The organism is Chryseobacterium sp. YR221, assembly GCF_900176315.1.
GTDB classification, from domain to species: Bacteria; Bacteroidota; Bacteroidia; order Flavobacteriales; family Weeksellaceae; genus Chryseobacterium; species Chryseobacterium rhizosphaerae.
Genome location: NZ_FWXM01000001.1, coordinates 888824 through 914292, shown reverse-complemented (window position 1 = coordinate 914292; position 25469 = coordinate 888824). Strand labels below are relative to the sequence as shown.

The following is a 25469-nucleotide window of genomic DNA, read 5'->3' as shown; positions in this document are numbered from 1 at the left end:
TTTATCCTGTAATGCCGGGAGATTGAAAGAATATATGAGGAAAAGGATTTTAGCCCATTAAATATGCCTAAATTTTAAAATATCAGTTTGAATGAGGCGTAAACCTTGTTTATTCAATCAACTTTTTCTTTAAAATCAATATAAGCAGTGCTCCTGTTATGCATATAACACTTGACCATACAATATTTTTAATCCCATAATGGGAAATCCAGAAACCTCCCAGTAAAGTTCCTGCTGTTACGGCAAAATTGCCACAGGACGTAAAAACGCTGTTGATAAGTTCAGGAGAACCGGAAGTGGATGAGGTGACATTGATATTACTGATCAGAAAGCCTCCCGAATGAATCAACCCCCAAAAGCAGATGATCCCTATCATCGGAATGAAAAATCCTCCATAGTAGTAAATCAATAAATGGATACCGATCAACAGGATTAAAAAAATAAGGGTTGTTTCAAATGGAAACCGGGACATATAGTTTCCGGCCATTTTATTTCCAAAAATCCCCACAGTTCCAAACAGAAAAAGCATCATGCTGATCTGCGTGCCATTCATTAGACTCACATTCTTTAAAAAATCAGCCATATATCCATACGTAGAATACATTGCCGTTATGGTAAAAAATGCAAGAAAAAGGTTGATCCATAAGCATTTACTTTGTACTCTTGTACTGCTGAATCTGATGGGTGACTCACCGGTATTTTGGATAGAAGGTAAAAATAACTGAACGCCCGCCAGCGCCAGCATATTAATGAAAGCAGTCAGAAGAAAAGAGGATTGCCAGGAAAATAAGTCAGACATTAAAGTAGCTAGTGGAACTCCAAACACTGTTGCCAGAGTTAGTCCGGAAAAAATAATACTTACCGCCTTTGATTTGTTTTCTGGAGTTGAAGTTTTTTCAGCAACAGATAGTGAAATAGACCAATATACCGGGTGAAAAAATGCAGGAATCATTCTGGCAGCCAATAGTATATAGAAATTGGTAATACAAGCTGACAGAATATTAGCCACGGTAAAAATACATAGAGAAGCAACCAGTAGATTCTTTCTTTTGAAAGATGAAAAGAGAATGATCATAAAGGGCCCGAAAAGGGCAACAATCAACGCGAAAATACTTAAGAGCCATCCTGCTTTGTCAATCGGGACATGAAATGCAGAAGCAATTTCCGGTAATACCCCAATGACCCCAAATTCTGTGGTGGTAATTCCAAAAACACCTAAAGCAAGCACATAAAGATTTCTTTTTGATTTCATATTTTTTTGTGCAAATTTGCAAAATGGGCTATCAGAAAACTATATACTTACCTTTTAGTTCTATACTCACCTTTATGAAAGGGGATCTGTAAAAAATGATTATTATGCCAGAATTTTTTCATGATAAAAGACTGTATTATACACCTATTGAGTTTGGATTAAGCCACATTGGAGGAACCTGGAAAATGCCCATTTTATGGAGGTTGCAGGAAAAACCACTTCGTTTCAGTGAGCTTAAAAAAGATATTCCGCATATCACGGATAAGATGCTGACCAGTCAGCTTCGGGAGCTGGAAGCTAAAGATATGATTCATCGTGAAGTATTTCCGGTAGTTCCTCCAAAGGTAGAGTACAGCCTTACAGAAAAAGGAAAGAAAGCGATTCCTGTTATCGAAACCATTATGATGTTTGGATATGATCTTATCAAAGAGGAAGGAATAACCTTTCCTCCTAAAGAAGAAAAGAGTCTCAGTGAGAAAGACAGCATACCCGGTACATAATTTTAAAACTCAGTACATACACCAAACTTTCTTTTTTACTATCTTCACATGAATAGCTAAAAATCTGATTCAAGAGTATGAAATTAAAACTGGGGATATTAGATCAGTCACCTACCTCCATGAGTGGTAATGCATTATCAGCATTGACTAACAGTATTAATCTCGCCTTAATGGCTGAAGAAACCGGCTTCCATAGTCTAATGTATGCTGAGCATCACGGTGTAGAAGCATATGGCAGCTCAAGTCCCGAACTTTTAGCGGCTATTATTCTGAGTAAAACAAAACGGATAAAAGTAGGAACAGCCGGAATTATGATGAGAAACTATTCGGCTTATAAAATAGCAGAATGGACGAAACTGCTGGGAAGTATATATCCGGGACGCTTTATCCTCGGATTGGGAAAAGCTCCCGGAGGGCTGAAAGATGCAGTAATGGCCTTAAATAATCATAAGCCTGTAGTTTTATCCAATATGGAAACGAAGCTTGAGGAGATTATCCAGTTTCTCAAAGAAGAAAAAGGAGTTTATGAAAATCTTATTGCACAGCCTACGCATCTGGAGCAGCTTCCTGAAATTTTTTGGCTGGGTTCCGGTATAACATCAGCCAGTGAGGCCGCAAAACACGGAATAGGATATTCTTTTGCTGCCTTTATGAACAGTGAAAACGGAACAGAAAATATGGAGACCTATCTTCAGCAATTTGATCCAACCCAGTATACTTCCAGCCCTTCATTGCAGGTGGCAGTAGCTGTCTCGGTGGCAGAAACTATAGAAAAAGCCAGACGTAATGCATATGGAATGGCTTATCAGTTTTTACAGTCAAGACAGCTGGTCAGCCCGGAGGCCCTTTTTCCGCCTGAAATAGTAGAACAAAAGGTATTGGGGACTCAGGATGAGAAAGAGTTTTTCAGTATCTTAGATCGGATGATAATAGAGACACCTCAGTCGGTGTCAGTAAGATTAGAACATATTGCAGAACAATACGGTACGGATGATATTCTGGTTCTAAGCAATATGTACCGGGAAGAAGACCGGATCAATACCTATCAAAGCATTATTAAAAATAATACATAACTGCATTTCCGTTTCATATGGAAATGTATTCCAATCATTAACCCTATGAAATAAAAATGGAAAAAGAAACTCCAATATTATACGTTATTACCGGAGGTCCGGGATCAGGCAAAACCACATTGCTTGACGAGCTGGGCAGGAAAGGTTTTATAACCGTCCCTGAAGAGGGGCGGAGAATTATTAAAGAGCAGCTTAGTCTGAATGGTGAAGGATTACCCTGGATAAACAAAAATCTTTTTGCAAAGCTGATGTTTGAAGCTTCTGCAGCAGCCTATCAGAAAATAAGCCGGATTCCTGATTTGAAAACGGCTTTCTTTGACCGGGGAATATTAGATACAATCGGTTATCTCAAAACAGAAAATATTCGTGTTCCGGAGGAGATGAAAACACAAGCCGGAGCAATGGCTTATCATAAAAATGTTTTTATTCTTCCACCCTGGCATGAGATTTATGAGAACGATCCGGAAAGGAAGCAGACCCCGGAAGAAGCAGTACTTACCTTTGATTGTATAAAAGAAACTTATCTGGAATTTGGATACCATGTAATAGAGGTTCCTAAAGATACGCTACAGCGAAGACTTCAGTTTATTCTTGAAAAAATTGGGGCAGATAATTCTGATTCAGCGGTTTCGTAGATTATTATTTTGTAACTTGATCAGGTCATTGAGTTTCCTTTTAAAATAATAACGCTATGAATATCAGAAGAATGAAAGAAGAAGATCAGGAATTTGTTATAGCATTGCTGGATCAGTTGGGATACCCTGATACAGGAAAATTTCTTTCCCAAAAAGTAAAAAAACTTTTACGTGACCCTAACGAATATCTTGCCGTTGCAGAGAACTTAGACGGTAGGGTTGTTGCTTTTATTTCTGTTCATATTATTCCGCAGATTGCTCTTCAGGGAGATTTTGCAAGGATCAGTTATTTTTCAGTAGATGAAAACTACAGAAGTTCAGGAATCGGAAAGCTTCTGGAAGAATACTGTGAAAAAGTGGCCCGTGAGCAAAGCTGCGATAGAATAGAGGTGCATTGTAATGTCAATAGAGAAAAAGCACATCAGTTTTATTACAGGCAAGGCTATACAGAATCACCTAAATATCTGATCAAAAAACTTTAAATAATGGAGTATCAATTCTCAAAAGAACTCATAGAACTTGCCAATCATGATTTGTCCGTAAGGGAAAGGCTGGCGGCCAAAGGAGAACTGTCCGGAGGGTATCACCCTGAAATGGAAGCTGTTCATCAAACCCATGCAAAACGGCTTAGAGAAATTATTAAAGAAATTGGCTTTCCAACGATTTCAAAGGTAGGAGAAGAAGCAAGTGATGCTGCCTGGCTGATTATCCAACATTCTATAGGAGAGCCTGCATTTATGAAAGAATGCTATATTATGATGGATGAGAATAGTAATGACATCAACCCCAAAAACAAAGCATATTTATACGACCGGATTCAGGTGTTTCAAAGTAAACCTCAAAAATATGGAACCCAGCTTATTCCTGAAAGAAGACTATATCCTGTAGAAAATAAAGAGAACATCAATGAAGAACGGATTAAAGTAAGCCTGCCACCATTATCCCCGGAAGATATCAACCGGATTCCCGCCTCTGAAGATATTCCTGAAATGGACGCCAGAGAGAAAGAATATACATTATGGAGAGAAAAGGTAGGTTGGATATAAAAAGATAAAATGGAGTATGATGATCTCAGCTTCTGTTCCTTTGTACTCACAAAAAATGAACCAGAGCATTCGCTCCGGTTCATGAAATATATAAAACCAATGTCTTTACAGTCTATGTAAAAAGGATTGAAATAAATAGTCCTGACAGATATAGCCCGATTCCATAAACTAAATGTACCTGTATACTCCGTAGCCTGGCCATAGAAGGATTAGGAAGCTTGGAAGCGGCAATCCCAAAGCCAAATGCAGGCTGCATCATCAGCCAGGGTGCTAACGTGGTAACAAGGCCAATAGCAATAGCTGGGAAAAGACGAGGCTGTATCAGCCAGTTTTCACCCCAGATCAAAAGAAGGGCATAAGCAAAGATAATCCCTATAGAATAATGAGCCACCCAGCCAATCACTTTTTCATTACGAATAGGAGGGGCCTGGATAATATTGGGATGACTGAATATTCCATTTTTAAAATGCCCAATCCATCGCCCAACAATCCGGTAATCTAAGGAAGGAATATTCCACAGTTTTTTGATAATAAGGGCGAATAGATCCATAAAAGCAGTTGCTCCTAAGCCGAGTAACACGGCATTTATTAACATATTCATTTTGACTTGTTATTTTAAACTGATCAGTTTCTGTTCTAAAGCATCTTCCGAAAGAACTCCTGAGCTGCGCCAAACCTCTGTGTTGTTTTTTAAAACCACAAAAGTAGGGACAGATCTGATTCCATACTTCACTGCAAGTTCCTGCTGTTGATCCACATCTACCTGATGCACATTCAGCCAGTCTTCCAGTTTTACTTTTAAAGTATTGACTACCGGCATCATGACTTTGCACGGAGCACACCATTCAGCATAAAACTGAAATAGCATTAATGAATCAATTTCCTGTACGTTCTGATTTCTCTGTATCATTGTTATAAAATTTATAAGAACAAAATTAGAGAAGTTGCAGGCTGCTCAGCTGACACAAATCAGGGTGAAAATGGCACAAATCAAAGATGATCCGGCTGGTGAATTAACCGGTTATTTTCCTCATGAGCATTTCCAGAGGCCCCTGCTTGTATTTTCTGCCCCAAAGTTTACTGAAATAAACATTTACAACAAAGAAAATAACAGAGTAGAGTAAAATGTAAACAGGTGACAGTGGTTTTTGGGCTGTCATTATTCCTGTATAGCCGTTCTCCTGAAATAAGGCAAACAATACGAGGCCTATACTGAGATGAGATACGTAATGAGTCAGTGTCATCTGACCGGTTCTTGCAAGATCCTGGGCCCATGTTTTTTCAGAGATATACTGGCTTACAAACATGAAACCTGCAATAAGCATCATTCCGAAACTCATGGTATTGAGAATAAAAGGCAGTACCGGAGGAATATAATCAGCATTAATGAATTCACGTGTTTCGGCACTCAGATTCATAAAAGTACTGGCATACCGGAATCCCTCTATACCAATGTATACCGCCAAACCGATACCAAACATTTTTTGTTGGGTTTGTTTCAGGCTCCAGTCCAGTCTTCCGAGGTAAAGACCAACGGCAAAATAAGCAAACCATGGGAAAATAGGATTCCATCCGTTGTAGAAGGTATTTCGTAAAAAACCGGAAACAGTCCGGAAATCAGTATACTCCAATGTTTCAAAATTCCATCCGGTTTCAAAAGGAATGAGTAACAATAGCAGGTGAAAAATAGCAATAGCTATGGCTGCAGCAATCAGATAATATTTTTTATCCATGAATATCAGCATGGCTCCTATGCTCATATACCCTCCATAAAGATGCAGAATGTCTGCAGGCCACCATTGGTAAAATAACATTCCAAAGACAAAGAGGAAAAGGGCTCTTTTAAGAATAGTTTTGCGGAGCTTTTTCCGGTCTTCATAAGTATAATCCTGAATCCGATTGGTCATCAGGGCAACCCCCATACCGGCAAGTATCACAAAAACAGTACTTGAATGTCCACTGAAAAGCACCAGAAGCTTCCCGGGTAATGAGGTATCATCATGATTTCCAAATACCATATTGAAATTTACGATAAACATTCCAAAAATGGCATAAGCCCTTGCAAGATCGAACCCGATAATTCTTTTTTTCATATTACATGATCATTTGTGGCAAAAATCATGAATATGAACGGGCATTCCTTTGATAAAAGTCAAATAATAAACTGAACCGGTAGTAAGCTTACAGAGTAGTATCAGATTTTAGCCCTGATTCTGCTTAAGGTTTCCAGGGAAATTCCGAGATAAGATGCAATATGGGTAAGCTTCAGGTGATGAAAGTATTCAGGTGATTTTTTCAGGATACTTTCATATCTTTCCTTAGCACTTAAAGCATAAAAATCAAAAAGCCTGTCTTCGAGCCATATTGTATACAGTTCAGTCATTAAAATATCATATTCCATTAATTGTGGAAACTGTTTTTTTACCGTTTCAAAGGCAATATAATCTACTGTTTCTACCGTTACATCTGTCAGGCATTCAATAATTTCTTTACCTGGCTTTTGATAGATATAGCTTTTAAAAGAAACCGCCAGATCATCTTTAAAGAAAAATTCCGTTGTTATCTCTTTTTTATCGGAAAAGAAAAATTTTCTGGCAACACCATGAATAATATGACGGCTTTTTCGGCATATTTCCCCTTGATGCAGGAGTACTTCCCCTTTTCTAAATTGTTCAACTACCGTTATTTTGCTAAGAGCTTCAAGAGTTTCCTGATCAAAAGAGGAAATTAAGGCCCGGATTTTTTCAATATGTTCTGTCATTTGGGATTTAAAATAAATTTTTCACAGTTGAACTTTCTGTATACTAATGATATTTTTGGAGATTCAGGAGATATATGATTCCATCCAGCAATTGGGTTAAAATCAGTTTTTTAGCTGTGTTAATGTTTATGGTTTTTTCGATATTGAAGAGGGGTCACACCGGTTTGTTTTTTGAAAAAACGACCGAAATAAGAATCGTCGGTAAAATTAAGATCCATGGCAATCATAGAAACCGTAGCATTGGTTTGGAGAAGGCGTGATTTAGCTTCCTGTATCAATTGTTTTTGTATAAAATGGCTTGCCGGAAATCCAGTGACTTCCTTGATGGTATCATTTAAATGATTGGGATGTATATACAGCAGGTCAGCGTAGTCTGCCACCTGTTTTTTTTCTATAAAATGCTGGTTCACCAATAACTGAAACCGGGCTGTTAACTGGTCTTTTCTTGATAATGAAAAAGGTTCTTCAGCGGTATTTTTATTATAAATCCGCTCTGCTTCCAGAAGGATGATATTCAGGAACATCCTGGTAAGAAGATCATCATTGAAAGTTGTTTTCTGACATTTTTCACTATTTAATTTCCAGAACAGGTGCTCCATCATTTCAGTTTCACGTTCGGAAAGTTCAATAAAAGGTTTCCGGGTCATCTGAAAAAAAGGAAACTGATTGAGTTTGATCTGATGCTTGATACACAATAGAAAATAATCAGCGTCAAACATACAGAAAACACCTTTCACATCTTCACTCCAGCGATTGATAATATGTAGCTGGTTCTCACTTACAAAATATAGGGTTCCTGCTTTGAAGTGATAGGTTTGATGCCCTATGGTTTCTTCTATTGTTCCTTCGGTAAGAAGGATAATGCTGTAAAATTTTCGCCTGGTCTGTTTCCCTTCTATTGCTTTTTGCCCTTTTTTAAGACCTTCCAGCTTGGCAATTTCCAGAAAACCATTCCCGTGGGTATAGCTGACACTGTTGCATTCTTCGCAAAATGACACAGGAGCATCATTCAAATAAAAATCTTTAAAATCCTGTTCGTTTCGCAATTCTTTAATGTCGGAATGTCTCATTTTCAATTTCTCTTATTTTCCGGAGTTTGTTGACGGTTAAAGATAAGCATAGATGATGATTCCCGACGCAACAAAAACATCTATAAGCTGTATAGATGCTTTGTATAAAGGCAGTGTTCACTGATCAATCCGATTGTGTTATTGATCATTTAATAATGGTCTGGGATCAAAAAGAACCTGTAATGACTGGATCTTTTCATCTTTGATCTCATACCATCCTGATGCCAGTATTGTTTTTTCTCCCATAGTGATCTGATACCAGAAGCATACATCTTCACCGGCTGTAAATGCCTGAAGAATCTCGTATTTAAACTTCATCTGCTTCATGTCTTTGATGTACACCGAAGCATTATCCCGGCTTCCCAATACTCCTTTGAATTTAAATTCCGGGTCAAGACAGTTTTCAGCTTCATCAAAATTTTCGTCATTTAAATACTGGATAAATCGTTCTGCTAATTTTTTGGTTTTATTGTCCATACCTATTTGTTTTTCTGAAGACAAAATTAAGGGATTATTGAGCATATACTTTGTGATTATCGTCACAAAAGTATTTATAACAAGCTTTTTCTGTAGTAGTACTTTTCAAAACCCTTAGGAAAGTCAGTTTCAATCCCAATCCTTACAAATCCCAGTTTTTCATAAAATTCAGGAGCCTGGAAACTAAAAGTATGTAATGAAATATAGTCGCATTTTCTGGCTTTACCTTCTTCTATAGCAGCTTTTATCAGTTGCTTACCCAGTCCCCGACCTTTATAATCTTCAGAAACTGCAAGTTTGTGTATTTCAAGCGTTCCCCAGATCGAACGTCCATACAGTCCGCCGGCAATTTTTTCATTGTCCTGTATGATCATTTCTAAAGGTTTGTTGATTGAGTCAATATGAACTGTGTTCTTCAGATTATGCTGATACAGTAAATCTGATACAGCTTCATAATATTCTTCTGTAATACTGTCTTTCTGGGCTATTTTCATTATGATTCAAGAATTTAATTGGGTTTAAATTACAAAAAATGTGAAGGATGAAAAGCAAAAAAATTGTAAATATGCTCTTGTTAAGTATGGATGCTCCATTTTTCTTCAATTGGATATTGAATCATATGAAAACATAATAAGCATTCACAAAGCAAAAATTAAAAAATAAAGCAGATAATCATAACCTATGAATACAATAATTCCTCATTTTTTTAATTATAAATGGTTGTTAATCATTGCAACGATGGTGATGTGTGGCTGTTCTGAGTCTGGTAAGAAACAAAATATTTCGGAAAAAAATAAACAGGAAGTTGCAGTGACAAAACCGGCACCGGCTATACCTGTTGCAGATACCCGGAAAGAACCTGCTGAATTTGTGCCCAAAGGATTTAGTGTTTTTGAAAAAGTCTATGGAGATTTGAATAAAGATGGGGTAGAAGACTGTATTCTCATCATAAAAAAAATTGACAAAGAGAATATTATTACTGATGAACACCGGGGAAAACTGGATCGGAATCGCCGCGGTATTATTGTCCTCTTTAAAACAAAAGAGGGGTATGAATTAGCCTCAAAAAATAATAATTGCTTTTCATCAGAGAATGAAGAAGGAGGAGTATATTACGCCCCGGAGCTGATGGTATATGCTGAAAAAGGAAATTTAAATATCCATTATGCTCATGGCAGATATGGCTATTGGAAGTATATTTTCAGATATCAGAATTCTGATTTTGAGTTGATTGGATATGAGGATAGTTCGAATACAGGTCCTACGGTCAACAGTACCACCAGCATTAATTTTTCTACAAAAAAGAAGCTTACAAAAATAAATACCAATGAAAATGCTGAGAGTGGGGATGAAGTTTTTGAAAGTACCTGGACAGCCGTTACAATGCCAAAGTTACTCAGGCTTTCAGAAATTAAAGATTTCGATGAACTTGAGCTATCATCTGCTGAATGAGAGCAAATTAAAAAACCTGTACAGGATAGAGGTACAGGTTTTTTAAGACTAAAAAGTTTTAATGCTCCTATTTAACACCTGTTAAAATAGCAATCCTTGTTTTTGCATACGTTATCTGTTCTTTTTCCTTCTCCTGTTCCGGTTTGTTTTTAAGGTATAAATGATAATAGACTATAGCATTTTTGGGCTGCTTAAGACTGAGATCGTAGAGAAGCCCCAATCGGTAGTAAATACCATAGTTAGCTTTAAATGTTAATCCTCTTTTATAGGCTGTTAAGGCTTCATTAAATTGATTTTTAGCTTCATAAATTCCTGCCAGTGTACTGTAATAAAGAGAAGTATGCTCTGATATGGCTTCATCAATGGTTTTTTGAGCATAAATTGCTGCTTTGTCATAATCTTTCAGTTCTCGGTAGCTCAGGGCTATATAATATAAAGTGCCTTCATTCTGCATACCCAGCTCTTCCAGTGCCTGATAAACGGTAATGCATTTCCGATATTCCTGTAAATGAAAATAAGCTTGCCCCATTTCGTTCATCACATTAGCATCGGTGTGGTTTTTCACTAGCTTTTCACCTACCTCAATAACTTCCCTATATTTTCCAAGCTGATTGGATAGGGGTAATTGAGCCTGCTGTAGCGTAAAGTTTTCTGTATCTGAGGCTATAGCTGTTTCCAAAACATTGTAAGCCTGCTGATATTGTTTAAGATCTTTATAAGCCGTGGCTAGATCATATGCCACATCAGGATCTTTAGTATTCAGAGTATTGGCTTTTTTAAGTAAGCTCAACCTTGCTTCAGGAGCATCTTCATAAGCTGCCAGTTGCTTATAGGCACTGAAATTAAGACTGTCGAGATGAATAATCTGCTGCAGGTAAGATTTTGCATTAGCAATATTACCCCGTTTGGAATTGATATGAGCCAAACTGAATAAAATAGGAAGATGGTCAGGCTGAATGCTATTCGCTTTAAGATAGCTTTTCTCTGCTTCCGGCAGTTTTCCTGCCATCATATGGCAATAGCCGATTTGAGTCAGTGCTTTACTGTCCCGGGAATCTTCCGGATATATACTTTGTAAATATTGTGCGGCATCACCGTAACGCTGTGTTTCGTAATATTCGAGAAGTTTTTCGGTATCTATTTTTGCTGTTTGAGCTGTAAGGTGGATCGAATGGTAGAGGATGATTAATAAGAGAAACCGTATTTTCATGCTTGTTATTTTTTTTAACTAAAATATAGGATGTTTATTAAGTTTACAAATTTAGCGGTCACTTATTGGTGATTTTTTTAAGCTTAAAATAATGCGGTCAAAAAAAGTAAGGATATTTCTGTCCAAAGATTTCTTATATTCACCATAGAGAAATCTAAAAAACTTCAATCTATCCATTCATTTAAAACGGACTATAATGGAAATAAAATCTGTACAATCTTTTGTCGACTATTATGAAAAAATCCGGGCAAGAACTATCCGTATTATAGAAGTAGTGCCGCCGGAGCATATCAATTTTTCTTATAAACCGGGAAAATTCACGATAGGAGATCAAATAAGACATATTGCGGCTATTGAGCGCTATATGTATGGAGAAACGATCTCAGGACGGAAAAGTGCTTATCCGGGATGCGGAAAAGAGCTGGCTGATGGTTATGAAAATACCGTTGCTTATTTTAATGAAATGCACAGGCAAACCATGGAGATTATTAACGGTTTTTCTGATGAAGACCTTAACCGGAAATGTTTAACCCCTGCAAATCACGAGATTTCAGTGTGGAAATGGCTTCGGGCAATGATAGAACATGAAATTCATCATCGTGCAGAATTATATATTTATCTCAATATGCTGGATGTAAAGACACCTCAGATCTATGGTTTATCCGCAGAAGAGGTGCAGGAAATGAGTGTAAAGCTGTAATACCTCTATCTTTAATGATCCAGAAAAAGTATAGACAAAAGAAAAATAAGCTGGAAAATACCGGAAAAGCCTGATGTATAGGAGGGAAATAAGGAAGGCTAAGAAAATATTAATTTTTGTTGAAAAATATTTTGCCAGGAATAAAAAACTTTCTATATTTGCACCACTGAAAACAACGATAGTATCGGAGTTTAAGGAGAGATGGCAGAGTGGTCGATTGCGATAGTCTTGAAAACTATTGACTGTAACAGGTCCGGGGGTTCGAATCCCTCTCTCTCCGCAAGAAAAAACCTTAGAATAATTTATTCTAAGGTTTTTTTTTATTGTTTAGAGTTATCCAAAATAGGCTAAAGAAGTATAATTGAAAGGAAACCATTCAGTGAATCATCTTTAAATAGCATTTTGACTCACTGAACAACAAGCAAACAGGTACTGATGAGATTTTTCAATTGTGAATTTTATGAAAATTAGAAAATAACCTATTTTTAATATTTATTTTTTTGCGATTTATATATTATTTATAAAATACAGGTTCTGTAATGCCTTCTTTTACTAATATATTCTTATTCATATTAAAATGCCTTTCGGTCATAAAGTTTAGATATTTCTTTAAAGAATCAAGACTATATTTTTTTCTCAAATTATCTACATTAACAGTATCAATAAGTCCTATTTTAGGCTTAGCTTGTCCATTTTCTTTGTAATCTACTTGTGTTCCAAATAGCTGCTTTTCACCGTTGTTAATCTTAATCCTATCATATAAAAGCGCATAATTTGCAGGGCTTGCATTTTTTTTATCAACTTCCTTTTCTAAGGATTTTAAAACTTTATTTTGAAAATCAACGGATTTGTCAGAGTGTTGGACAATTGCCCAAAACTGTGTTTCTCCTTTTTCTCCTACCTTATCAAATCCTAAATAGCCATATTTTTTATAAAGTAGCTCTGCTCTTTTTGTATTATCTGCCATAACACTGTCTTTAAATGTATTCCATTTTTCACGAGAGTAATTTGCATACTTTCCTTGGGGGATGTATGCTGCTACCTGATCAATTGTTCCCATAGCATCGATTTCATTTGTTAAGTTTCTTTTCTCAGTTGGTGACAATGTACTTTTACAACTGGTAATGAGCAATAACAGGGAAATAGCAATTATTCTTTTACTCATACTTGTTTTTTTAATAAATATAACTTTTATTTTTTCACCAATTTTGACAAATCGTAAAACTTTATTGATTCCTGTTTAATTGGATTTTCACTCCACTCATCCCATTTCCCCGTATAATTATAGCCACATTTCAAAGGTTTGGAAACATCCAGCCCATCATTATTGTTTATGGTCCGTTTTTAAGTTTAGTAATATCAAGGCTTTATGTTAGTGTAAGTAATGTGGATTTATAAATCTATATATCTGTTTGTGTATGGTTTTAGAATATTTACTTTCTTTGTAATGACATTTAAAAACATTCAATAACGAAAAAACACAACTAATGAGACTTAATGAGATGAAAACAATTATAGGAGGTATCGGTAGCCAAGCTGGCCTTAATGACGTGAGAATTGATCTACTTCCTGCTCCTCTTCAAATAGCCAGTAATAAGTAATTTCCAATAATAATGAAAATAAGAATATTTATTATTGTCTGTTTACTATCAGCTTTTATTAATGCCCAAAAAAATACTTTAGCTCCGTCAAAACCAGTTACTGATGAATATTTTGGAATTAAAATCGTAGATGAGTACAGAAATTTAGAAGATCTAGAAAATCCTAATACAACGAATTGGATGAAGTCACAGACTGCTTATACCAATTCTGTTCTTAATCTCATTCCTAAAAGGAATTATTATGTAGATAAAAGGCTAGAGTTTGATAAGAGGCAAGGTTATTCCGTATCTGATTTGAAAATTACAGATAACAACAAATATTTTTATTTAAAGAAAAAGGGAGATGAAAAGGTAGCTAAATTATATTATCGAGAAGGATTTCAAGGAAGAGAAGTATTGCTTTATGATCCTGTTAACTATAGAAGTTCAGAAGTGAATCATGATTTTGTAATCAATTACATTAGTCCTAGCTGGGATGGTAACAAAATTGCTGTTTCAATGGCAGAGAAAGGAGTAGAACTTTCAGACTTAATTATTATCGATGTTAAAAAAAATCAAATTTATCCCGAATTTATTGCAAACACAGCGCCTGCTACTCTGGATGGGGTGAAGTGGTTAGATGACAATAATGGTTTTTTTTATGTTGCTTTGTCTACAACCGATTCAAAATCTAAAGATTTTTATAGAAATACAAAGACTGTTTTATATAAAATAGGAACAGATCCCAAAAAAGTAATTGATGTTTTTTCTGCTAAAAATAATCCTGATTTAAACATTAGTGAAGATCAGTTTCCTATGATTTTAGGCTCTGATATTAATGCCGAGTATTATAAAGGAATGCTGGTGGATTTTCAATCCTATAGAAAAACATTTATAATTAGTAAAAAAGATTTATTAGCAGGTAAAAAAAATTGGAAACCTTTTTCTGAATCAAGTGATAAGGCTAAGAATTTAAGTTTTTGGAATGATAAGGTTCTTTTTCAATCATCTTATAATTCATCTTTTAATAAACTATGCTGGACCCATATTACTAATCCGAATTTTAAAAATGCTGAAATTTTAGTTCCAGAAAAAAAAGACGAAATTATTAAAAGTTATAGGATCACTAAAGATGGTATTTATTACACGACTACTAAAAATGGAGTAGAAGCTAAACTGTATTTATATAAAGATGGGAAAGATAATCTTATTCAACTTCCTTATCCATCAGGAAATATTGACTTAGAATCTAAGGGAGAAAAGTTCTCGGATATTTGGATAACGTGTTCTGGCTGGGCAAATGATGAGCAACGTTTTAAATATAATATAAACACTAATACATTCAATCCTGAAAATCTAGCTCCTATAGGAGAGTATCCTGAATTCAAAGATATTGTTGTTGAAGAGATTGAAATAAAAGCACGAGATGGAGAAGAAATTCCGATTTCTTTGATTTACAATAAAAATATTAAGAAAAATGGCAAAAATCCTTTATTGATTGATAGTTATGGTTCTTATGGGATTTCTACTAATCCTTTCTTTGCTAGGACTTATTTGTTATGGGTAAATCAAGGAGGAATGGTGGCTGTAGCTCATGTAAGAGGGGGCGGAGAAAAGGGGGAAAAATGGCGTTTGGGGGGATATAAAGAAACTAAGTCAAACACTTGGAGAGATTTAATAGACTGTACAGAATTTTTGATAAAAGAAAAATATACATCTAAAGATAAAGTTGCTATTTGGGGAGCTAGTGCCGGAGGAATTACAGTAGGAAGAGCAATGACCGAGAGACCAGATCTTTTTAAAGTTGTTATTGGTGAAGTGGGTTCACTGAATATGCTTAGAGATGAAGCAACAATCAACAGTCAACCAAAAGAGTTTGGAAGTGTAAAAGATCCAAAAGAATTTAAAGCTTTACTAGAAATGGATGCCTATCATCATATTAAAAAAGGAATTAAATATCCTGCAACATTTATAACAGGAGGAATGAATGATCAAAGAGTAGCAGTATGGGAACCTGTAAAATTTGCAGCCAAATTAATGGCCGATAACTCCTCTAATAATCCTATTCTTTTGCAAATAGATTTTAAAGGAGGGCACTCTGGTAATGTTCCTGTTGCACAGCGATATGCTAATTTAGGAGATATGTTCACATTTGCGTTATGGCAATTAGGCCATCCTGATTATCAGCCAAAAGAAAATACGAAAAAGTAAAATATCTTGTTTTCCTTATCATTTTTTTGCTGAGTATGTTGTTCGGACTTCTTTGTTCTCGGTCAAAAACTTTCGAGAGTAGCTTAATAAAGATGATACTTCAGGTACCGTATTAAAGAAAATATGCAGCGATCCTATTTTTCAAGAGGCTATCTATTGGGTTTTGCCAAATTTGTATGATGAGATTAATAAATGGTTTCGCTCGGAAAAACAATTTTCTCCTAAAGAAGATCAAAAACCAAAACAAATCATACTAAAGTATTATAGCCGAATGAGTACACGCTGTACCTCATTCGGCTTGTTTGCAGGACTAAGGTTGGAAAAATTGGATAAAAATGTTCTCTTACTTTATTTTTTAAGCCTGAACAGATCAAAAGAATTGTATTGAGGATCGTAACCTGTTAAAAGTTTGGTCTTCTGGATATCAAGTCGTTTATACCTATTGTTGGAAATGGCATTTAGTATTTCAAATTTTATATTTTTAGATTCAATACACAGATGCAGGAGTTGATTTAAATCATCGGGATGCAGATAGGCGCTTAAATCCCGCGCGTTCATTTCTGTGAAATCCTCCGGAAATTCATAGGCTCCGATTCTAAGACATATGGCGCTTAAGTCACTGCTAAAACAATGGTAGGAAAGCAGGGCCTCCCCAAAACATTTAGAAACACCATATAAGTTTCCGGGCTTTATAGGCATCTCGGGATTAAGCTGAACGTCTTTGGGATAACCTTCTATCGTTTGTGCACTGCTTGCATAGATGATTTTTTTACAACCGGCTGCAATGGCAGCATCAATAACATTCTTTGTTCCAATGATATTGGCATCCAGTAAATCATCAAATGTGGCATCTGGATTGGCAATGCCACCCAGATGAATAACAATTTCCACATTTTCACAAGCCTTCATGAGGCTTTCCTTATCTGTAAGATTTCCTTGAAAATATTCAATGGATGCATCTTGAATTTTGGGTGGATGGAGATCAAAAATTCTAATTTCATGTTGATCTGAAAAAGATTTGATAAAGTGGCTTCCAATTTTTCCGGAGCCACCAGTAATTAATATTTTATTACGCATACGTATTGTTGAGGAAATTATATAAGTGGTTTAAGATAGTGATAAGTCCATGGTCACTACATGGAGGTTTCTATGGACAAATAAGGGAAAGGTTTACTGGAGAACGAATTGTTTCTTAACGGGAAACAGTTCGTTGGTTATAAAATACCTAGCTCTGCTCACATGCAGGGGCAACATGTTTCAATTGTTTTGCCTTTTCATTTTCTGCAATACTTTTCGGAAAGGTTACAAAGCTCAGAATAAATGTTACCGTCAACAGCAAAATACTCACCCATAAAACATACTGAACTCCATAATAAGCACTTACTATTCCGCCGAGAAATGCACCTAAGGAAATCCCAATATTATAGGATGAAGTCAATAGACTGTTAACGAATTCCAGTGCATGATGCGGAATAGACTGTGTGGTCCGGATATTTGAAACCAGAAATCCACCGGTATGGATCATACCCCAAAGGGAGATAATGATGACCATTGGAGTAAAAACTCCCCCAAGGTAATAAGCAAGAATCTGTACCGACATTAAGAGAAGTAAAAAGAGTCTCGCAGTTACAAGGACGTTGCGATTCAATGCTATTCCCATGAGCCAGTTCCCCAGAGTTCCCATGCCTCCGAAAAGAAGCAGCATCATGCTGATCTGTGCCCCGTCCATTTTTGTAATTTGCTCAAGATAGGCGGTAAGGTAAGTGTAGCTGGCAAACATTGCTGCTAATGTTGCTATACTGGAAATCAGGTTGAGCCAAAGAAGAGGACTTTTCAATATGGCTAGCTGATTTTGTGTGGATTTTGTATGATCTGCCGGAATAGAGGGGATAAAGAGCAACAGGCCGATAAAGGCAATTAAGCTTATAGCACTGCTAAGGAAAAATGATGCCTGCCAATGATGGAAGAGGTCTACAGCATAGGTTGTCAGGGGAATACCGAGCACTGTGGCTAAGCTTAATCCCAACATTACGGTAGATACTCCTTTTGCTCCTTTTTCTTTGAATGCAATGGCAATAGAAATATTCCAGAATAGAGGATGCAGTATCGCCGGTAATATTCGGGCGATCATCAGCGTTGTAAAATTTGTGGAAAAAGCAGAGATTAGGTTAGAAATAACAAATATGCTCATGACCAGGCACAGCAGGAACTTTCTGTTTATTTTGGTTGTAAATGAAGTGATAAAGGGGGAGGAGACGGCTACAGTTATCGCAAAGGCACTAAGCAGCCATCCGGCAGTATCGATGGATACGCCGAATTGTCGACTGATAGTCGGTAGGATCCCAACGATCCCGAATTCGGTGGTAATGATGCCAAAAGCTCCCAGTGCCAGGACGTAGATTGATGTTTTCATTAATGCTTACAATTTTAATATAGCAAATTTGAACAGAAAAATTGTAAAAAATCAGTATATTTTAATGATAAATGGGTATTTTTGTCTTATGAAAAGAGAGAATATAGATCAATTGGTAAAGGTAGAATACCATCAGGCTGCCAACTGTCCCTTAAAAGACAGTCAATTCTCCTTTTTCCAGATTGTATATGTCATTTCAGGAAAAGGATTTCTTAAGATCAATAATAATATGGCCTCTTACAGTGAAGGAAGCCTGATTCTCCTGACACCCAATGATCTGCACTATCTGGAAATTATTGAAAAAACAGATCTTTTGTTGGTGAAGTTCAGTGAACGGTATGTAAAGGAATACAAGTGGAACAGTATTAATTCGATGGAGTGTCTGTTGTATGGAGCTTCTTTTTTATCCGGATGTATTTTGCAGAATAAGCCTGACATTGTCTTGGTTGATTCAATCGTCGTTTCGTTGCTCCATGGCCTGAATCATCCTGACCTCTACCATGAGGAACTGACTCTGCATTATGTGAACGCATTGATTGTAATAGCAGCCAGAAATATTTCAAAGATGAGAGCGGAGAATGTAGCTTCCAATACCGATAAAAGAGTCCTTGATATCATTGATTATATCCAGGGAAATATCCATGATCCGGCATTGTTAAAGGTTTCTGCGATCTCCCAGAAGTTTGGGTTTTCTGAAAGCTACCTGGGGAGCTACTTTAAAAAACAATGTGGAGAAACCATACAGCATTTTATATTGAATTATAAAATAAGATTGATCGAGCACCGCCTTCTTTTCAGTGATATGCGGGTCAATGAAATTGTAACCGAGTTTGGTTTTTCAGATGAAAGCCACCTGAATAAATTTTTTAAAAAACGACATCATATGAGCTTAACGGAGTTCAAAAAGACAAAAGGTCTTGTATCAATGGCTTAATGATCTTATTCTCATTTCTAAATTTTTGAGATTACAATAAATACCATGAAAAACCTTGAATTAATAATAGTATCTGTTTTAAATGCAGCTGTCCCTGTTTGCTTATATTACATGATTATCTTTTATTTGTTCTTTACCCATACTCATTCTTGGCAGCAAGAAAAACAAAAAAATAACAGAGAAAAGAATAGATATCCTTTCTCCGTTTTTCAAGGTTTGTGTTATAAATTTGAATGAGGTAAGGTGTTTTTTAAGAGACAAATAGTTGATCTATATGGCGGCCATCCAATATGACCACTTACTTCCATTAAATACAGCAAGTCTTTTGGCTCCGTTTTTACGGATAAAAACAATCATTCCGGGAGACGGGTTGGGAATCTCGTCCGTAGTTTCTGCCGCAGGAAGAAGCATAGCCTTTGTTTGAGATTCCAACACCAGTACTCCGTTGGCTGAGGAACTATTGGAACCGATAATAACCTTTGCATTCGATTCTTCTGAGACCTGAGCACTTGTTGGCTGGTTGGAAAGAGTGGTGCTGATGTCAGCATCCTGCCCACTCAGATCAATCCAGGACCCGTTATAATATTTTATTCTTGCTGCAGTATTTGCAGACGCATCAAGAAGTAATGTCCCTTCGGTAGGGGATGAAGGAAGACTGCGCGTATAAGGAAGGATGATTCCTTTACTTTGTCCTTCCGGAAATTCGAGCAAAACAGATGTTTTGTTAGCTGCTGAACCTGTTGCATTTCCAATGATAACCTGTGAAAACATCATGGTTGAAAATATCACAGATAGAGTAGTAAATAGCTTTTTCATAACTTAATATTGATTTCGTAATTATGGGCAGGTGGGAGTTGAAAAACAGCTCCATACTCCATCTGCATATACTTTAAGGCACTTGTCAGTCGTATCATATACCATCATTCCTTCAACGGGATTGGTAATATTTCCTAAAGAAGCTTTGGGGATTCGGCTGATAACAAGCCCTTTCGTATCGGATTCCAGGACCAAATGGGCTGAATTTCTTATCGTTGGCCAGGTATTGCTGCCTGCTCTTTGTAAAGTGGTAATCCCGAATTTAGAGCCAATACCTGCTGAGGCTGTGTTTCGGTCCTCATAACATACGGTCTGTACATTCGGGGTAGAAGAAGAACTGTTGTCTGAAGAATCAGCTTCACTCAGATCACCGCCAATACTAGCTGTATTAGTAAAATTCCCAGAATAGTTCACCTTTGCAGTGATATTTAAAACAGAAGAAGCCCCATCATTTAGATTTCCGATATCCCATATTCCTGAGGTGGTATTGTAAGATCCTGTTCCTGCTGTGGCACCGATGAAGCTGTAACCGCTCGGAAGCTGATCAGTCACTTTGATATTGGTGTTGTTTGAAGCACCGTTATTTTTTGCTGTTAGGGTAAAAACTACATTGGAACCGCTTTTAGGAGCTGGATTATCTACAGTTTTGGATACCGAAAGATTGCTCTCCAATGTAGAAAGTCCTATCGTAATACCATCTGCTCCTCCCCAGGAAGAGGCATTACCATCCCCTCTGATTCCCACTCTCAACGTTAAAGTAGTTATTCCCTGACCGTTGACCAATACTGATCCGGATGCTGAATTGGTGCCATTAGCTGTAGGATTTACAGCAGAATTTTTGATAGCGGAAGAAGTTATCGTAAAACTTGCACTGTTACCGGAAAGCCTTGAAAAGGAAACCGGAACATTGGATGAGACATAGTCAAATCCTCCTGCAAACCCCAGATTTCCCTGGAACCCACCCATTCCTCCAATATGGAGAATAGGATTGCTCACAGGTCTGTTGAAGGTAATGGTCAGATCTGCCATCGGATAGTTTCCATTAGTGGGACGTCCGGATAATGCAGCTGCATTTATGGTAATATTAACTCCTCTGTTATTGGTAACATTAATCCCTGTTCCTGTTGCAGCACCGGAAGACGTGAAATTATTATTGGACGGTGCTCCGGCAGAATTCATTAATGGATAAATTAAAGCCCCTGCCGAACCAGTCCAGCCTATTCGGGCTGCATTGGAGTACGTTTGGTTTGAAAGGCTAAAAGTAGCACTTAAAACAGGCTGATATAATGCAAAAGAGGTCCCTGAAGGATTATTGGTATTTTTTCCAAAATTAATCGTTGTAGTGGTTACAGGACCGTTCCCGGTAGGATTTCCATCTCCTGATACAGTAGCAAATTCCAGATTGGGAGCCGTCTGGCCAAACAATGGAAATAGAGAACCGATCGAGAATAAGAGAAGGATGGGTAATTTTTTATCCATAATATTTATCATTTAGGTAGTGAGGAGGTAGTTGTTATTTTTTAACGTGACAAAAGTACCTCAATACTTTACCGAAGAGCGGCAGCAAATCATTCAATCGGTTATGAATTTTATATCAGATTGAATAGACGGTTCTCTGATTTTACAATATCTTTTTTTCATTCTCTAATCCCTTAGTTTTTTTCAGATTCTATAGGTAGTGGGTTATAATATCTGTAACTGATTGAATGATTTACGACATCTTATGCCGCAGAATTGTTGATAATTTAGATGTTATAATTCATGAAAGCATCTGGGAAGATGGCACCTGTTTTTTAAATGATTATTCGCTCTCATCTTCTCAAAATGCCTGGTGAGGGGTCGTGTACTATTTGCCTCTGGCAAGAACTCAGACCCCGCTATCATATAAAACCATTTCTAAAACTATCAATATGAAAAAAGTACTACTTATCTGTTGTTATGTATCCCTGACAGAAGTTCTTTCAGGACAAGTGGGGATTGGTACAACGCAACCGGATCCATCCGCAGTACTGGATATTGTTTCCGGGAGTAAAGGACTGCGGTTGCCCATCGTTAATTTGTCTTCAACGGAAGACCAAAGTACGGTACCTTCTCCCGTAAAGGGATTTATCGTCTATAATCAGGAAGAAAACGGAACAGGTTATACAGCTGTTACCAAAGGATTGTATTCTTATAATGGAAGCCGTTGGAATAAACTCCTTAGCCATAAAAATGCAGAGGAGAAAATTTTAGAAATTCCTTTTCTGGCTCCCATGTTTGTTGCAAGTAATTTGGTGACGGGGGTTCCGGCGACACAGAATGCAGACTCAACTGTATTGCTGACGTTTAACAAGCTTGACTACAATTTTCAAAACGGAGTGACAGGAACAGCTCCTGATTATGATGGATATACCATTCCGGAAGACGGAGTTTATTCTATATCTTTTGCGGTTGATATGAGGAATACTTCCGGAGATGCCAATGGGGAACAGGTTGTTTTTGTAAGAAGAAACGGAACAAACATCTGTGCATATGGCATGCAGCGGAAATTTCAGTTTGGAGGAATATCTAATGATTGTACCTCTTCATTGTCAGCCGGAGATATTATTTCTTTTACCGCAAGATCTACCGGAGCCGCATATCAAATCTACAATACCAATGTTTCCATTTACCAATCACATTAAAAATATTCAGCTATGAAAAAGAAAATAATACATATACTTTTTAGCCTTTTGGTAAATCAGGGGCATGCACAAATGGTTATTGGCTCAGATCAAACGTCTGAAGCTGCTGTTTTGAAACTGGATATGGGAAATAAAGCATTGAAAATCCCGGTTCTGACAATTTCTGCAAAAGGGGATGCACAGATTCCGGTACAGGATCCTGCAAGGGGACTGTTGATGTATAATGCGCAACAGAATATTTCAGATAATCTGGATGATGAAGTTTCTTATTGGGGAAATGGCAATCAGTATTATTCTCTTACTACAGCACAAGGAATAGAGGATGTGATCAATGATAGTCATATTCCTTTAATGATTTTCAGTACGACAGTAGGACAGAAAAATAATATACCCTGTGGTGCAGGAGCATGCTCAGGCTGGACCTGGACTCCCTTTAACCCAACACCAGCCGAAATTCTTATTGATTCTTATACAGCATGGAATACGGGAAATAATACCTATACGATCCCGGCTACCAATACTTATGTAATTGAATACAATACCAATATTTCAAATAATTCAAACGGAGACGGTACATCTTCCCAAAATATTTACAGAAATGGCAGCGGAATCAATAATGCTTCAGGAAGGTATATTACATCTACCAATCGGGCATATACTACAGTGATGATGGTTCAGGAATTTACAAAAGGAGATGTGCTGGACTTTAAATACGTCTACACCCAAAACAATTACCGGCTGCAAACCGGAACAGTTAATATTTATAAATACTAATACAATGAAAAATAAATTATTCAATGCCTGTTCCTTAATCATGCCCCTTTGGGTATTAAGCCAGGTGGGCATCGGGACCTCCACTCCTGCACAGGGAAGCGTACTGGATGTGGTAAGTGATGATAAAGGGATGTTGATTCCCCGCTTACAGCTCAATGGGATTAATGATATAACCACTGTTTCCGTTACGGGCGATGATGTGGGAATTGTGGTATATAACCTTCAAGATGCGGGGCAAAACCCGTCCAATGTGCTTAAAGATACTTACTATCTATGGAATGGATCCGAATGGGAGGATATGAGTACCTTAAATTATTCCAGAGATGTGATCCGGGATAATAATGTGTCTACGACGCTTTTTGTTGGTCGCCCGGCTGCCACTGTTACGGCAAATGCTTCTACTGCGTATACGGCATGGACGAATGTCAATTTTGCTAATGAATCACTCGATAGTCAGAATATGCATGATGCGGGTACATTTACCATTCCTGAAGCAGGTTTGTATGCCTTTTCAGGAGGAATCAATATTGCCCGATCCAATAATTCAGGAGCTAATAAATATTTTGGAGGAAGAATTTTACTGAACGGAACTGCAGTAGCTACGTCAATGTTTGGAACATCAGGAGGAGGGAGTGGTGGATTTATTCCGTTATATTGGAATGCCTGGCTGAATACGGGGGATATTGTACAAGTACAGTACAGAATGCGTGATTCTACTGCTACAGGTACTTTTACATTGAATGTAGCAAGTAATATAAGTGTTATTAAAAATTCAAATTAGAATACACCAGAGTAAATGTTAGTAAATTGTTTGAGTTATCTTTTGGCAGGCCTTTATGAGTAAGGTCTGCTTTTTATATGTGAAAATTGATAAGTAGTAGTATTCAAATGATAAACATTGTTATAATTTGAATAAATTGATGAATAATATGTATAATAAATAAAAAAGAATGACTCCCTAATTTTGCAGAGAAAGACTTAATCCTCATTTGGAATTCACGAAAAGGATATTTCAAGTACTTACAGCTTAAACAAAATCTTATGCAAAATCTTAAAAAAATACGACTTACTTCATTGCTTTTTTTCATCTTGTTAACTGCCGTGAAAGCTCAGATTGGTATAAATACAGTGTCTCCCAAGGCTACACTGGATGTAACGGCTACAGCAGATGATATACAGAAAACAGATGGTATCATTGCCCCAAAACTGACAGGGGATCAGCTTAAAGCTAAAGATGCTCTGTATGGATCAGCACAGGATGGAGTTATTATTTATGTTACCAATCCTCTTCAGCCTAATAATACAAGCTCCAGGACTATCAATGTTCTGGAAAAAGGATATTATAATTTTGATGCTTCCAGGGGAACAAATGGAGAATGGGTCAGATTATTTCACCGTTATTCTCAAACACTCGCAGGAGGAGCAACGGGAAGTGCAAATGGAGGAGGGGCTGTGACTATCAACTCTGCGAATGCTTCGAACGGAACCGCTACGTTAGTGAGTAGAAGTTTTACATTAACCCGCCCGGGTCTTGTTAGCTTTACTTTTTCAATACCTATTACCAATGTTGCACTGGCTAATGGTTCGGCTCTGAATGGTGGAATTTCAAAATTACTGGCCGCGAATATGTTCATTACCGGAGGCTCTTTAAATAATTATTTGATAGTAAGAGATGGAATTTCCATTGCCAATGCTAATTCAGGAGCTTATACAAACAGCGGGTATCAGGTCAATGGAAGCCGTACGCTTTTATTGGGAGCCGGGACGTATACTGTTACATTGAACCCTCTTGTTTTTGCTCAGGATTCCGGAGGAATAAGAGCTACTTTTGGAGATAATGGGTATGCAGACACAGTGCTTGATATTATAAATTTTCCGGTACCATAATCCTTGGTAAGACAA

General features: G+C 37.0%; 28 protein-coding genes and 1 tRNA gene. 15 read left to right on the top strand and 14 right to left on the bottom strand.

Annotated features, from left to right (window positions below):
- Window positions 1–109: 109 nt before the first annotated feature.
- Window positions 110–1252 carry an MFS transporter gene (locus B8967_RS04205; RefSeq protein WP_084084634.1) on the bottom strand — a complete coding sequence of 381 codons (1143 nt, stop codon included), beginning with the start codon at window positions 1250–1252 and terminating at the stop codon, window positions 110–112.
- 104 nt (window positions 1253–1356) lie between these two features.
- On the opposite strand from B8967_RS04205, the gene B8967_RS04200 reads away from it, so the two are divergent.
- From B8967_RS04200 to B8967_RS04180, 5 genes are all read left to right on the top strand, one after another.
- Complete coding sequence (locus tag B8967_RS04200) at window positions 1357–1752, top strand: winged helix-turn-helix transcriptional regulator (RefSeq protein WP_047496274.1); 396 nt, start codon at window positions 1357–1359, stop codon at window positions 1750–1752.
- 77 nt (window positions 1753–1829) lie between these two features.
- On the top strand, window positions 1830–2825 hold the full coding sequence (locus B8967_RS04195) for an MsnO8 family LLM class oxidoreductase (RefSeq protein ID WP_084084632.1): 996 nt from the start codon (window positions 1830–1832) through the stop codon (window positions 2823–2825).
- 56 nt (window positions 2826–2881) lie between these two features.
- Window positions 2882–3460, top strand: coding sequence for an AAA family ATPase (locus tag B8967_RS04190; RefSeq protein WP_084084630.1), 579 nt, complete (start codon window positions 2882–2884; stop codon window positions 3458–3460).
- Between the two features lie 56 nt (window positions 3461–3516).
- Window positions 3517–3942, top strand: a complete 426-nt coding sequence (locus B8967_RS04185) for a GNAT family N-acetyltransferase (protein WP_084084628.1) — start codon at window positions 3517–3519, stop codon at window positions 3940–3942.
- Window positions 3943–3945: 3 nt separating this feature from the next.
- Window positions 3946–4506 carry a DUF6624 domain-containing protein gene (locus tag B8967_RS04180; RefSeq protein WP_084084626.1) on the top strand — a complete coding sequence of 187 codons (561 nt, stop codon included), beginning with the start codon at window positions 3946–3948 and terminating at the stop codon, window positions 4504–4506.
- A gap of 112 nt (window positions 4507–4618) precedes the next feature.
- Here B8967_RS04180 and B8967_RS04175 read toward each other — a convergent pair whose 3' ends face one another.
- From B8967_RS04175 to B8967_RS04145, 7 genes are all read right to left on the bottom strand, one after another.
- Window positions 4619–5107, bottom strand: a complete 489-nt coding sequence (locus B8967_RS04175) for a DUF2938 domain-containing protein (protein WP_084084624.1) — start codon at window positions 5105–5107, stop codon at window positions 4619–4621.
- 9 nt (window positions 5108–5116) lie between these two features.
- Entirely contained in the window at window positions 5117–5416 is a 300-nt protein-coding gene (locus tag B8967_RS04170) for a thioredoxin family protein (RefSeq protein ID WP_052188805.1), read from the bottom strand.
- Between the two features lie 103 nt (window positions 5417–5519).
- Window positions 5520–6599 carry a DUF418 domain-containing protein gene (locus tag B8967_RS04165; protein ID WP_084084622.1) on the bottom strand — a complete coding sequence of 360 codons (1080 nt, stop codon included), beginning with the start codon at window positions 6597–6599 and terminating at the stop codon, window positions 5520–5522.
- A 101-nt stretch (window positions 6600–6700) separates the two neighbouring features.
- A complete protein-coding gene (locus B8967_RS04160; RefSeq protein WP_084084620.1) occupies window positions 6701–7267 on the bottom strand; it encodes a Crp/Fnr family transcriptional regulator in 567 nt (188 codons plus the stop codon).
- Window positions 7268–7386: 119 nt separating this feature from the next.
- A complete protein-coding gene (locus tag B8967_RS04155) occupies window positions 7387–8337 on the bottom strand; it encodes a helix-turn-helix domain-containing protein (protein WP_084084618.1) in 951 nt (316 codons plus the stop codon).
- A gap of 138 nt (window positions 8338–8475) precedes the next feature.
- Window positions 8476–8814, bottom strand: a complete 339-nt coding sequence (locus B8967_RS04150; protein ID WP_084084948.1) for a nuclear transport factor 2-like protein — start codon at window positions 8812–8814, stop codon at window positions 8476–8478.
- A gap of 74 nt (window positions 8815–8888) precedes the next feature.
- Complete coding sequence (locus B8967_RS04145; protein WP_084084616.1) at window positions 8889–9308, bottom strand: GNAT family N-acetyltransferase; 420 nt, start codon at window positions 9306–9308, stop codon at window positions 8889–8891.
- A gap of 187 nt (window positions 9309–9495) precedes the next feature.
- On the opposite strand from B8967_RS04145, the gene B8967_RS04140 reads away from it, so the two are divergent.
- Window positions 9496–10266, top strand: a complete 771-nt coding sequence (locus B8967_RS04140) for a hypothetical protein (RefSeq protein WP_179140027.1) — start codon at window positions 9496–9498, stop codon at window positions 10264–10266.
- Between the two features lie 67 nt (window positions 10267–10333).
- Here the strand turns inward: B8967_RS04140 and B8967_RS04135 are convergent, their stop codons facing one another.
- Window positions 10334–11476 carry a tetratricopeptide repeat protein gene (locus tag B8967_RS04135; RefSeq protein WP_084084614.1) on the bottom strand — a complete coding sequence of 381 codons (1143 nt, stop codon included), beginning with the start codon at window positions 11474–11476 and terminating at the stop codon, window positions 10334–10336.
- A 196-nt stretch (window positions 11477–11672) separates the two neighbouring features.
- Between B8967_RS04135 and B8967_RS04130 the strand changes: the two genes are divergently transcribed.
- The gene (locus tag B8967_RS04130; protein ID WP_084084612.1) at window positions 11673–12176 is read left to right on the top strand and encodes a DinB family protein; all 504 of its coding nucleotides are present in this window, start codon (window positions 11673–11675) and stop codon (window positions 12174–12176) included.
- Window positions 12177–12371: 195 nt separating this feature from the next.
- Window positions 12372–12456 (top strand) — tRNA-Ser (locus B8967_RS04125).
- A 234-nt stretch (window positions 12457–12690) separates the two neighbouring features.
- Here B8967_RS04125 and B8967_RS04120 read toward each other — a convergent pair.
- Window positions 12691–13341: a DUF6624 domain-containing protein gene (locus B8967_RS04120; protein WP_084084610.1), complete on the bottom strand. Its 651-nt coding sequence runs from the start codon at window positions 13339–13341 to the stop codon at window positions 12691–12693.
- Window positions 13342–13789: 448 nt separating this feature from the next.
- On the opposite strand from B8967_RS04120, the gene B8967_RS04115 reads away from it, so the two are divergent.
- Entirely contained in the window at window positions 13790–15967 is a 2178-nt protein-coding gene (locus B8967_RS04115; RefSeq protein ID WP_143330462.1) for a prolyl oligopeptidase family serine peptidase, read from the top strand.
- 121 nt (window positions 15968–16088) lie between these two features.
- A complete protein-coding gene (locus B8967_RS22760; protein ID WP_084084606.1) occupies window positions 16089–16355 on the top strand; it encodes a lantibiotic dehydratase in 267 nt (88 codons plus the stop codon).
- Here the strand turns inward: B8967_RS22760 and B8967_RS04105 are convergent.
- A complete protein-coding gene (locus B8967_RS04105; protein ID WP_084084604.1) occupies window positions 16316–17044 on the bottom strand; it encodes an NAD-dependent epimerase/dehydratase family protein in 729 nt (242 codons plus the stop codon). The genes B8967_RS22760 and B8967_RS04105 overlap by 40 nt on opposite strands.
- 148 nt (window positions 17045–17192) lie before the next feature.
- Complete coding sequence (locus tag B8967_RS04100; RefSeq protein ID WP_084084602.1) at window positions 17193–18380, bottom strand: MFS transporter; 1188 nt, start codon at window positions 18378–18380, stop codon at window positions 17193–17195.
- 88 nt (window positions 18381–18468) lie between these two features.
- Between B8967_RS04100 and B8967_RS04095 the strand changes: the two genes are divergently transcribed.
- Window positions 18469–19314 (top strand): AraC family transcriptional regulator, encoded by an 846-nt coding sequence (locus tag B8967_RS04095; protein ID WP_084084946.1) that lies wholly within the window; start codon window positions 18469–18471, stop codon window positions 19312–19314.
- 270 nt (window positions 19315–19584) lie between these two features.
- Here the strand turns inward: B8967_RS04095 and B8967_RS04085 are convergent, their stop codons facing one another.
- On the bottom strand, window positions 19585–20130 hold the full coding sequence (locus B8967_RS04085) for a hypothetical protein (RefSeq protein ID WP_084084598.1): 546 nt from the start codon (window positions 20128–20130) through the stop codon (window positions 19585–19587).
- Window positions 20131–20151: 21 nt separating this feature from the next.
- Window positions 20152–21609 carry a DUF11 domain-containing protein gene (locus B8967_RS04080; RefSeq protein WP_179140025.1) on the bottom strand — a complete coding sequence of 486 codons (1458 nt, stop codon included), beginning with the start codon at window positions 21607–21609 and terminating at the stop codon, window positions 20152–20154.
- A gap of 431 nt (window positions 21610–22040) precedes the next feature.
- On the opposite strand from B8967_RS04080, the gene B8967_RS04075 reads away from it, so the two are divergent.
- The 4 genes from B8967_RS04075 (at window position 22041) to B8967_RS04060 (ending at window position 25454) form a co-directional block, all read left to right on the top strand.
- The gene (locus tag B8967_RS04075; RefSeq protein ID WP_143330461.1) at window positions 22041–22793 is read left to right on the top strand and encodes a hypothetical protein; all 753 of its coding nucleotides are present in this window, start codon (window positions 22041–22043) and stop codon (window positions 22791–22793) included.
- A 12-nt stretch (window positions 22794–22805) separates the two neighbouring features.
- Entirely contained in the window at window positions 22806–23567 is a 762-nt protein-coding gene (locus tag B8967_RS04070; RefSeq protein ID WP_143330460.1) for a hypothetical protein, read from the top strand.
- 4 nt (window positions 23568–23571) lie between these two features.
- Complete coding sequence (locus B8967_RS04065) at window positions 23572–24348, top strand: hypothetical protein (RefSeq protein WP_084084590.1); 777 nt, start codon at window positions 23572–23574, stop codon at window positions 24346–24348.
- A 260-nt stretch (window positions 24349–24608) separates the two neighbouring features.
- Window positions 24609–25454 (top strand): hypothetical protein, encoded by an 846-nt coding sequence (locus B8967_RS04060; RefSeq protein ID WP_084084588.1) that lies wholly within the window; start codon window positions 24609–24611, stop codon window positions 25452–25454.
- Window positions 25455–25469: the final 15 nt, after the last annotated feature.

Bases quoted from the DNA above. Each gene is read 5' to 3' on its own strand.
- B8967_RS04205 (WP_084084634.1), bottom strand. From the start codon at position 1,252: ATGAAATCAAAAAGAAATCTTTATGTGCTTGCTTTAGGTGTTTTTGGA.
- B8967_RS04200 (WP_047496274.1), top strand. From the start codon at position 1,357: ATGCCAGAATTTTTTCATGATAAAAGACTGTATTATACACCTATTGAG.
- B8967_RS04195 (WP_084084632.1), top strand. From the start codon at position 1,830: ATGAAATTAAAACTGGGGATATTAGATCAGTCACCTACCTCCATGAGT.
- B8967_RS04190 (WP_084084630.1), top strand. From the start codon at position 2,882: ATGGAAAAAGAAACTCCAATATTATACGTTATTACCGGAGGTCCGGGA.
- B8967_RS04185 (WP_084084628.1), top strand. From the start codon at position 3,517: ATGAATATCAGAAGAATGAAAGAAGAAGATCAGGAATTTGTTATAGCA.
- B8967_RS04180 (WP_084084626.1), top strand. From the start codon at position 3,946: ATGGAGTATCAATTCTCAAAAGAACTCATAGAACTTGCCAATCATGAT.
- B8967_RS04175 (WP_084084624.1), bottom strand. From the start codon at position 5,107: ATGAATATGTTAATAAATGCCGTGTTACTCGGCTTAGGAGCAACTGCT.
- B8967_RS04170 (WP_052188805.1), bottom strand. From the start codon at position 5,416: ATGATACAGAGAAATCAGAACGTACAGGAAATTGATTCATTAATGCTA.
- B8967_RS04165 (WP_084084622.1), bottom strand. From the start codon at position 6,599: ATGAAAAAAAGAATTATCGGGTTCGATCTTGCAAGGGCTTATGCCATT.
- B8967_RS04160 (WP_084084620.1), bottom strand. From the start codon at position 7,267: ATGACAGAACATATTGAAAAAATCCGGGCCTTAATTTCCTCTTTTGAT.
- B8967_RS04155 (WP_084084618.1), bottom strand. From the start codon at position 8,337: ATGAGACATTCCGACATTAAAGAATTGCGAAACGAACAGGATTTTAAA.
- B8967_RS04150 (WP_084084948.1), bottom strand. From the start codon at position 8,814: ATGGACAATAAAACCAAAAAATTAGCAGAACGATTTATCCAGTATTTA.
- B8967_RS04145 (WP_084084616.1), bottom strand. From the start codon at position 9,308: ATGAAAATAGCCCAGAAAGACAGTATTACAGAAGAATATTATGAAGCT.
- B8967_RS04140 (WP_179140027.1), top strand. From the start codon at position 9,496: ATGAATACAATAATTCCTCATTTTTTTAATTATAAATGGTTGTTAATC.
- B8967_RS04135 (WP_084084614.1), bottom strand. From the start codon at position 11,476: ATGAAAATACGGTTTCTCTTATTAATCATCCTCTACCATTCGATCCAC.
- B8967_RS04130 (WP_084084612.1), top strand. From the start codon at position 11,673: ATGGAAATAAAATCTGTACAATCTTTTGTCGACTATTATGAAAAAATC.
- B8967_RS04120 (WP_084084610.1), bottom strand. From the start codon at position 13,341: ATGAGTAAAAGAATAATTGCTATTTCCCTGTTATTGCTCATTACCAGT.
- B8967_RS04115 (WP_143330462.1), top strand. From the start codon at position 13,790: ATGAAAATAAGAATATTTATTATTGTCTGTTTACTATCAGCTTTTATT.
- B8967_RS04105 (WP_084084604.1), bottom strand. From the start codon at position 17,044: ATGCGTAATAAAATATTAATTACTGGTGGCTCCGGAAAAATTGGAAGC.
- B8967_RS04100 (WP_084084602.1), bottom strand. From the start codon at position 18,380: ATGAAAACATCAATCTACGTCCTGGCACTGGGAGCTTTTGGCATCATT.
- B8967_RS04095 (WP_084084946.1), top strand. From the start codon at position 18,469: ATGAAAAGAGAGAATATAGATCAATTGGTAAAGGTAGAATACCATCAG.
- B8967_RS04085 (WP_084084598.1), bottom strand. From the start codon at position 20,130: ATGAAAAAGCTATTTACTACTCTATCTGTGATATTTTCAACCATGATG.
- B8967_RS04080 (WP_179140025.1), bottom strand. From the start codon at position 21,609: ATGGATAAAAAATTACCCATCCTTCTCTTATTCTCGATCGGTTCTCTA.
- B8967_RS04075 (WP_143330461.1), top strand. From the start codon at position 22,041: ATGAAAAAAGTACTACTTATCTGTTGTTATGTATCCCTGACAGAAGTT.
- B8967_RS04070 (WP_143330460.1), top strand. From the start codon at position 22,806: ATGAAAAAGAAAATAATACATATACTTTTTAGCCTTTTGGTAAATCAG.
- B8967_RS04065 (WP_084084590.1), top strand. From the start codon at position 23,572: ATGAAAAATAAATTATTCAATGCCTGTTCCTTAATCATGCCCCTTTGG.
- B8967_RS04060 (WP_084084588.1), top strand. From the start codon at position 24,609: ATGCAAAATCTTAAAAAAATACGACTTACTTCATTGCTTTTTTTCATC.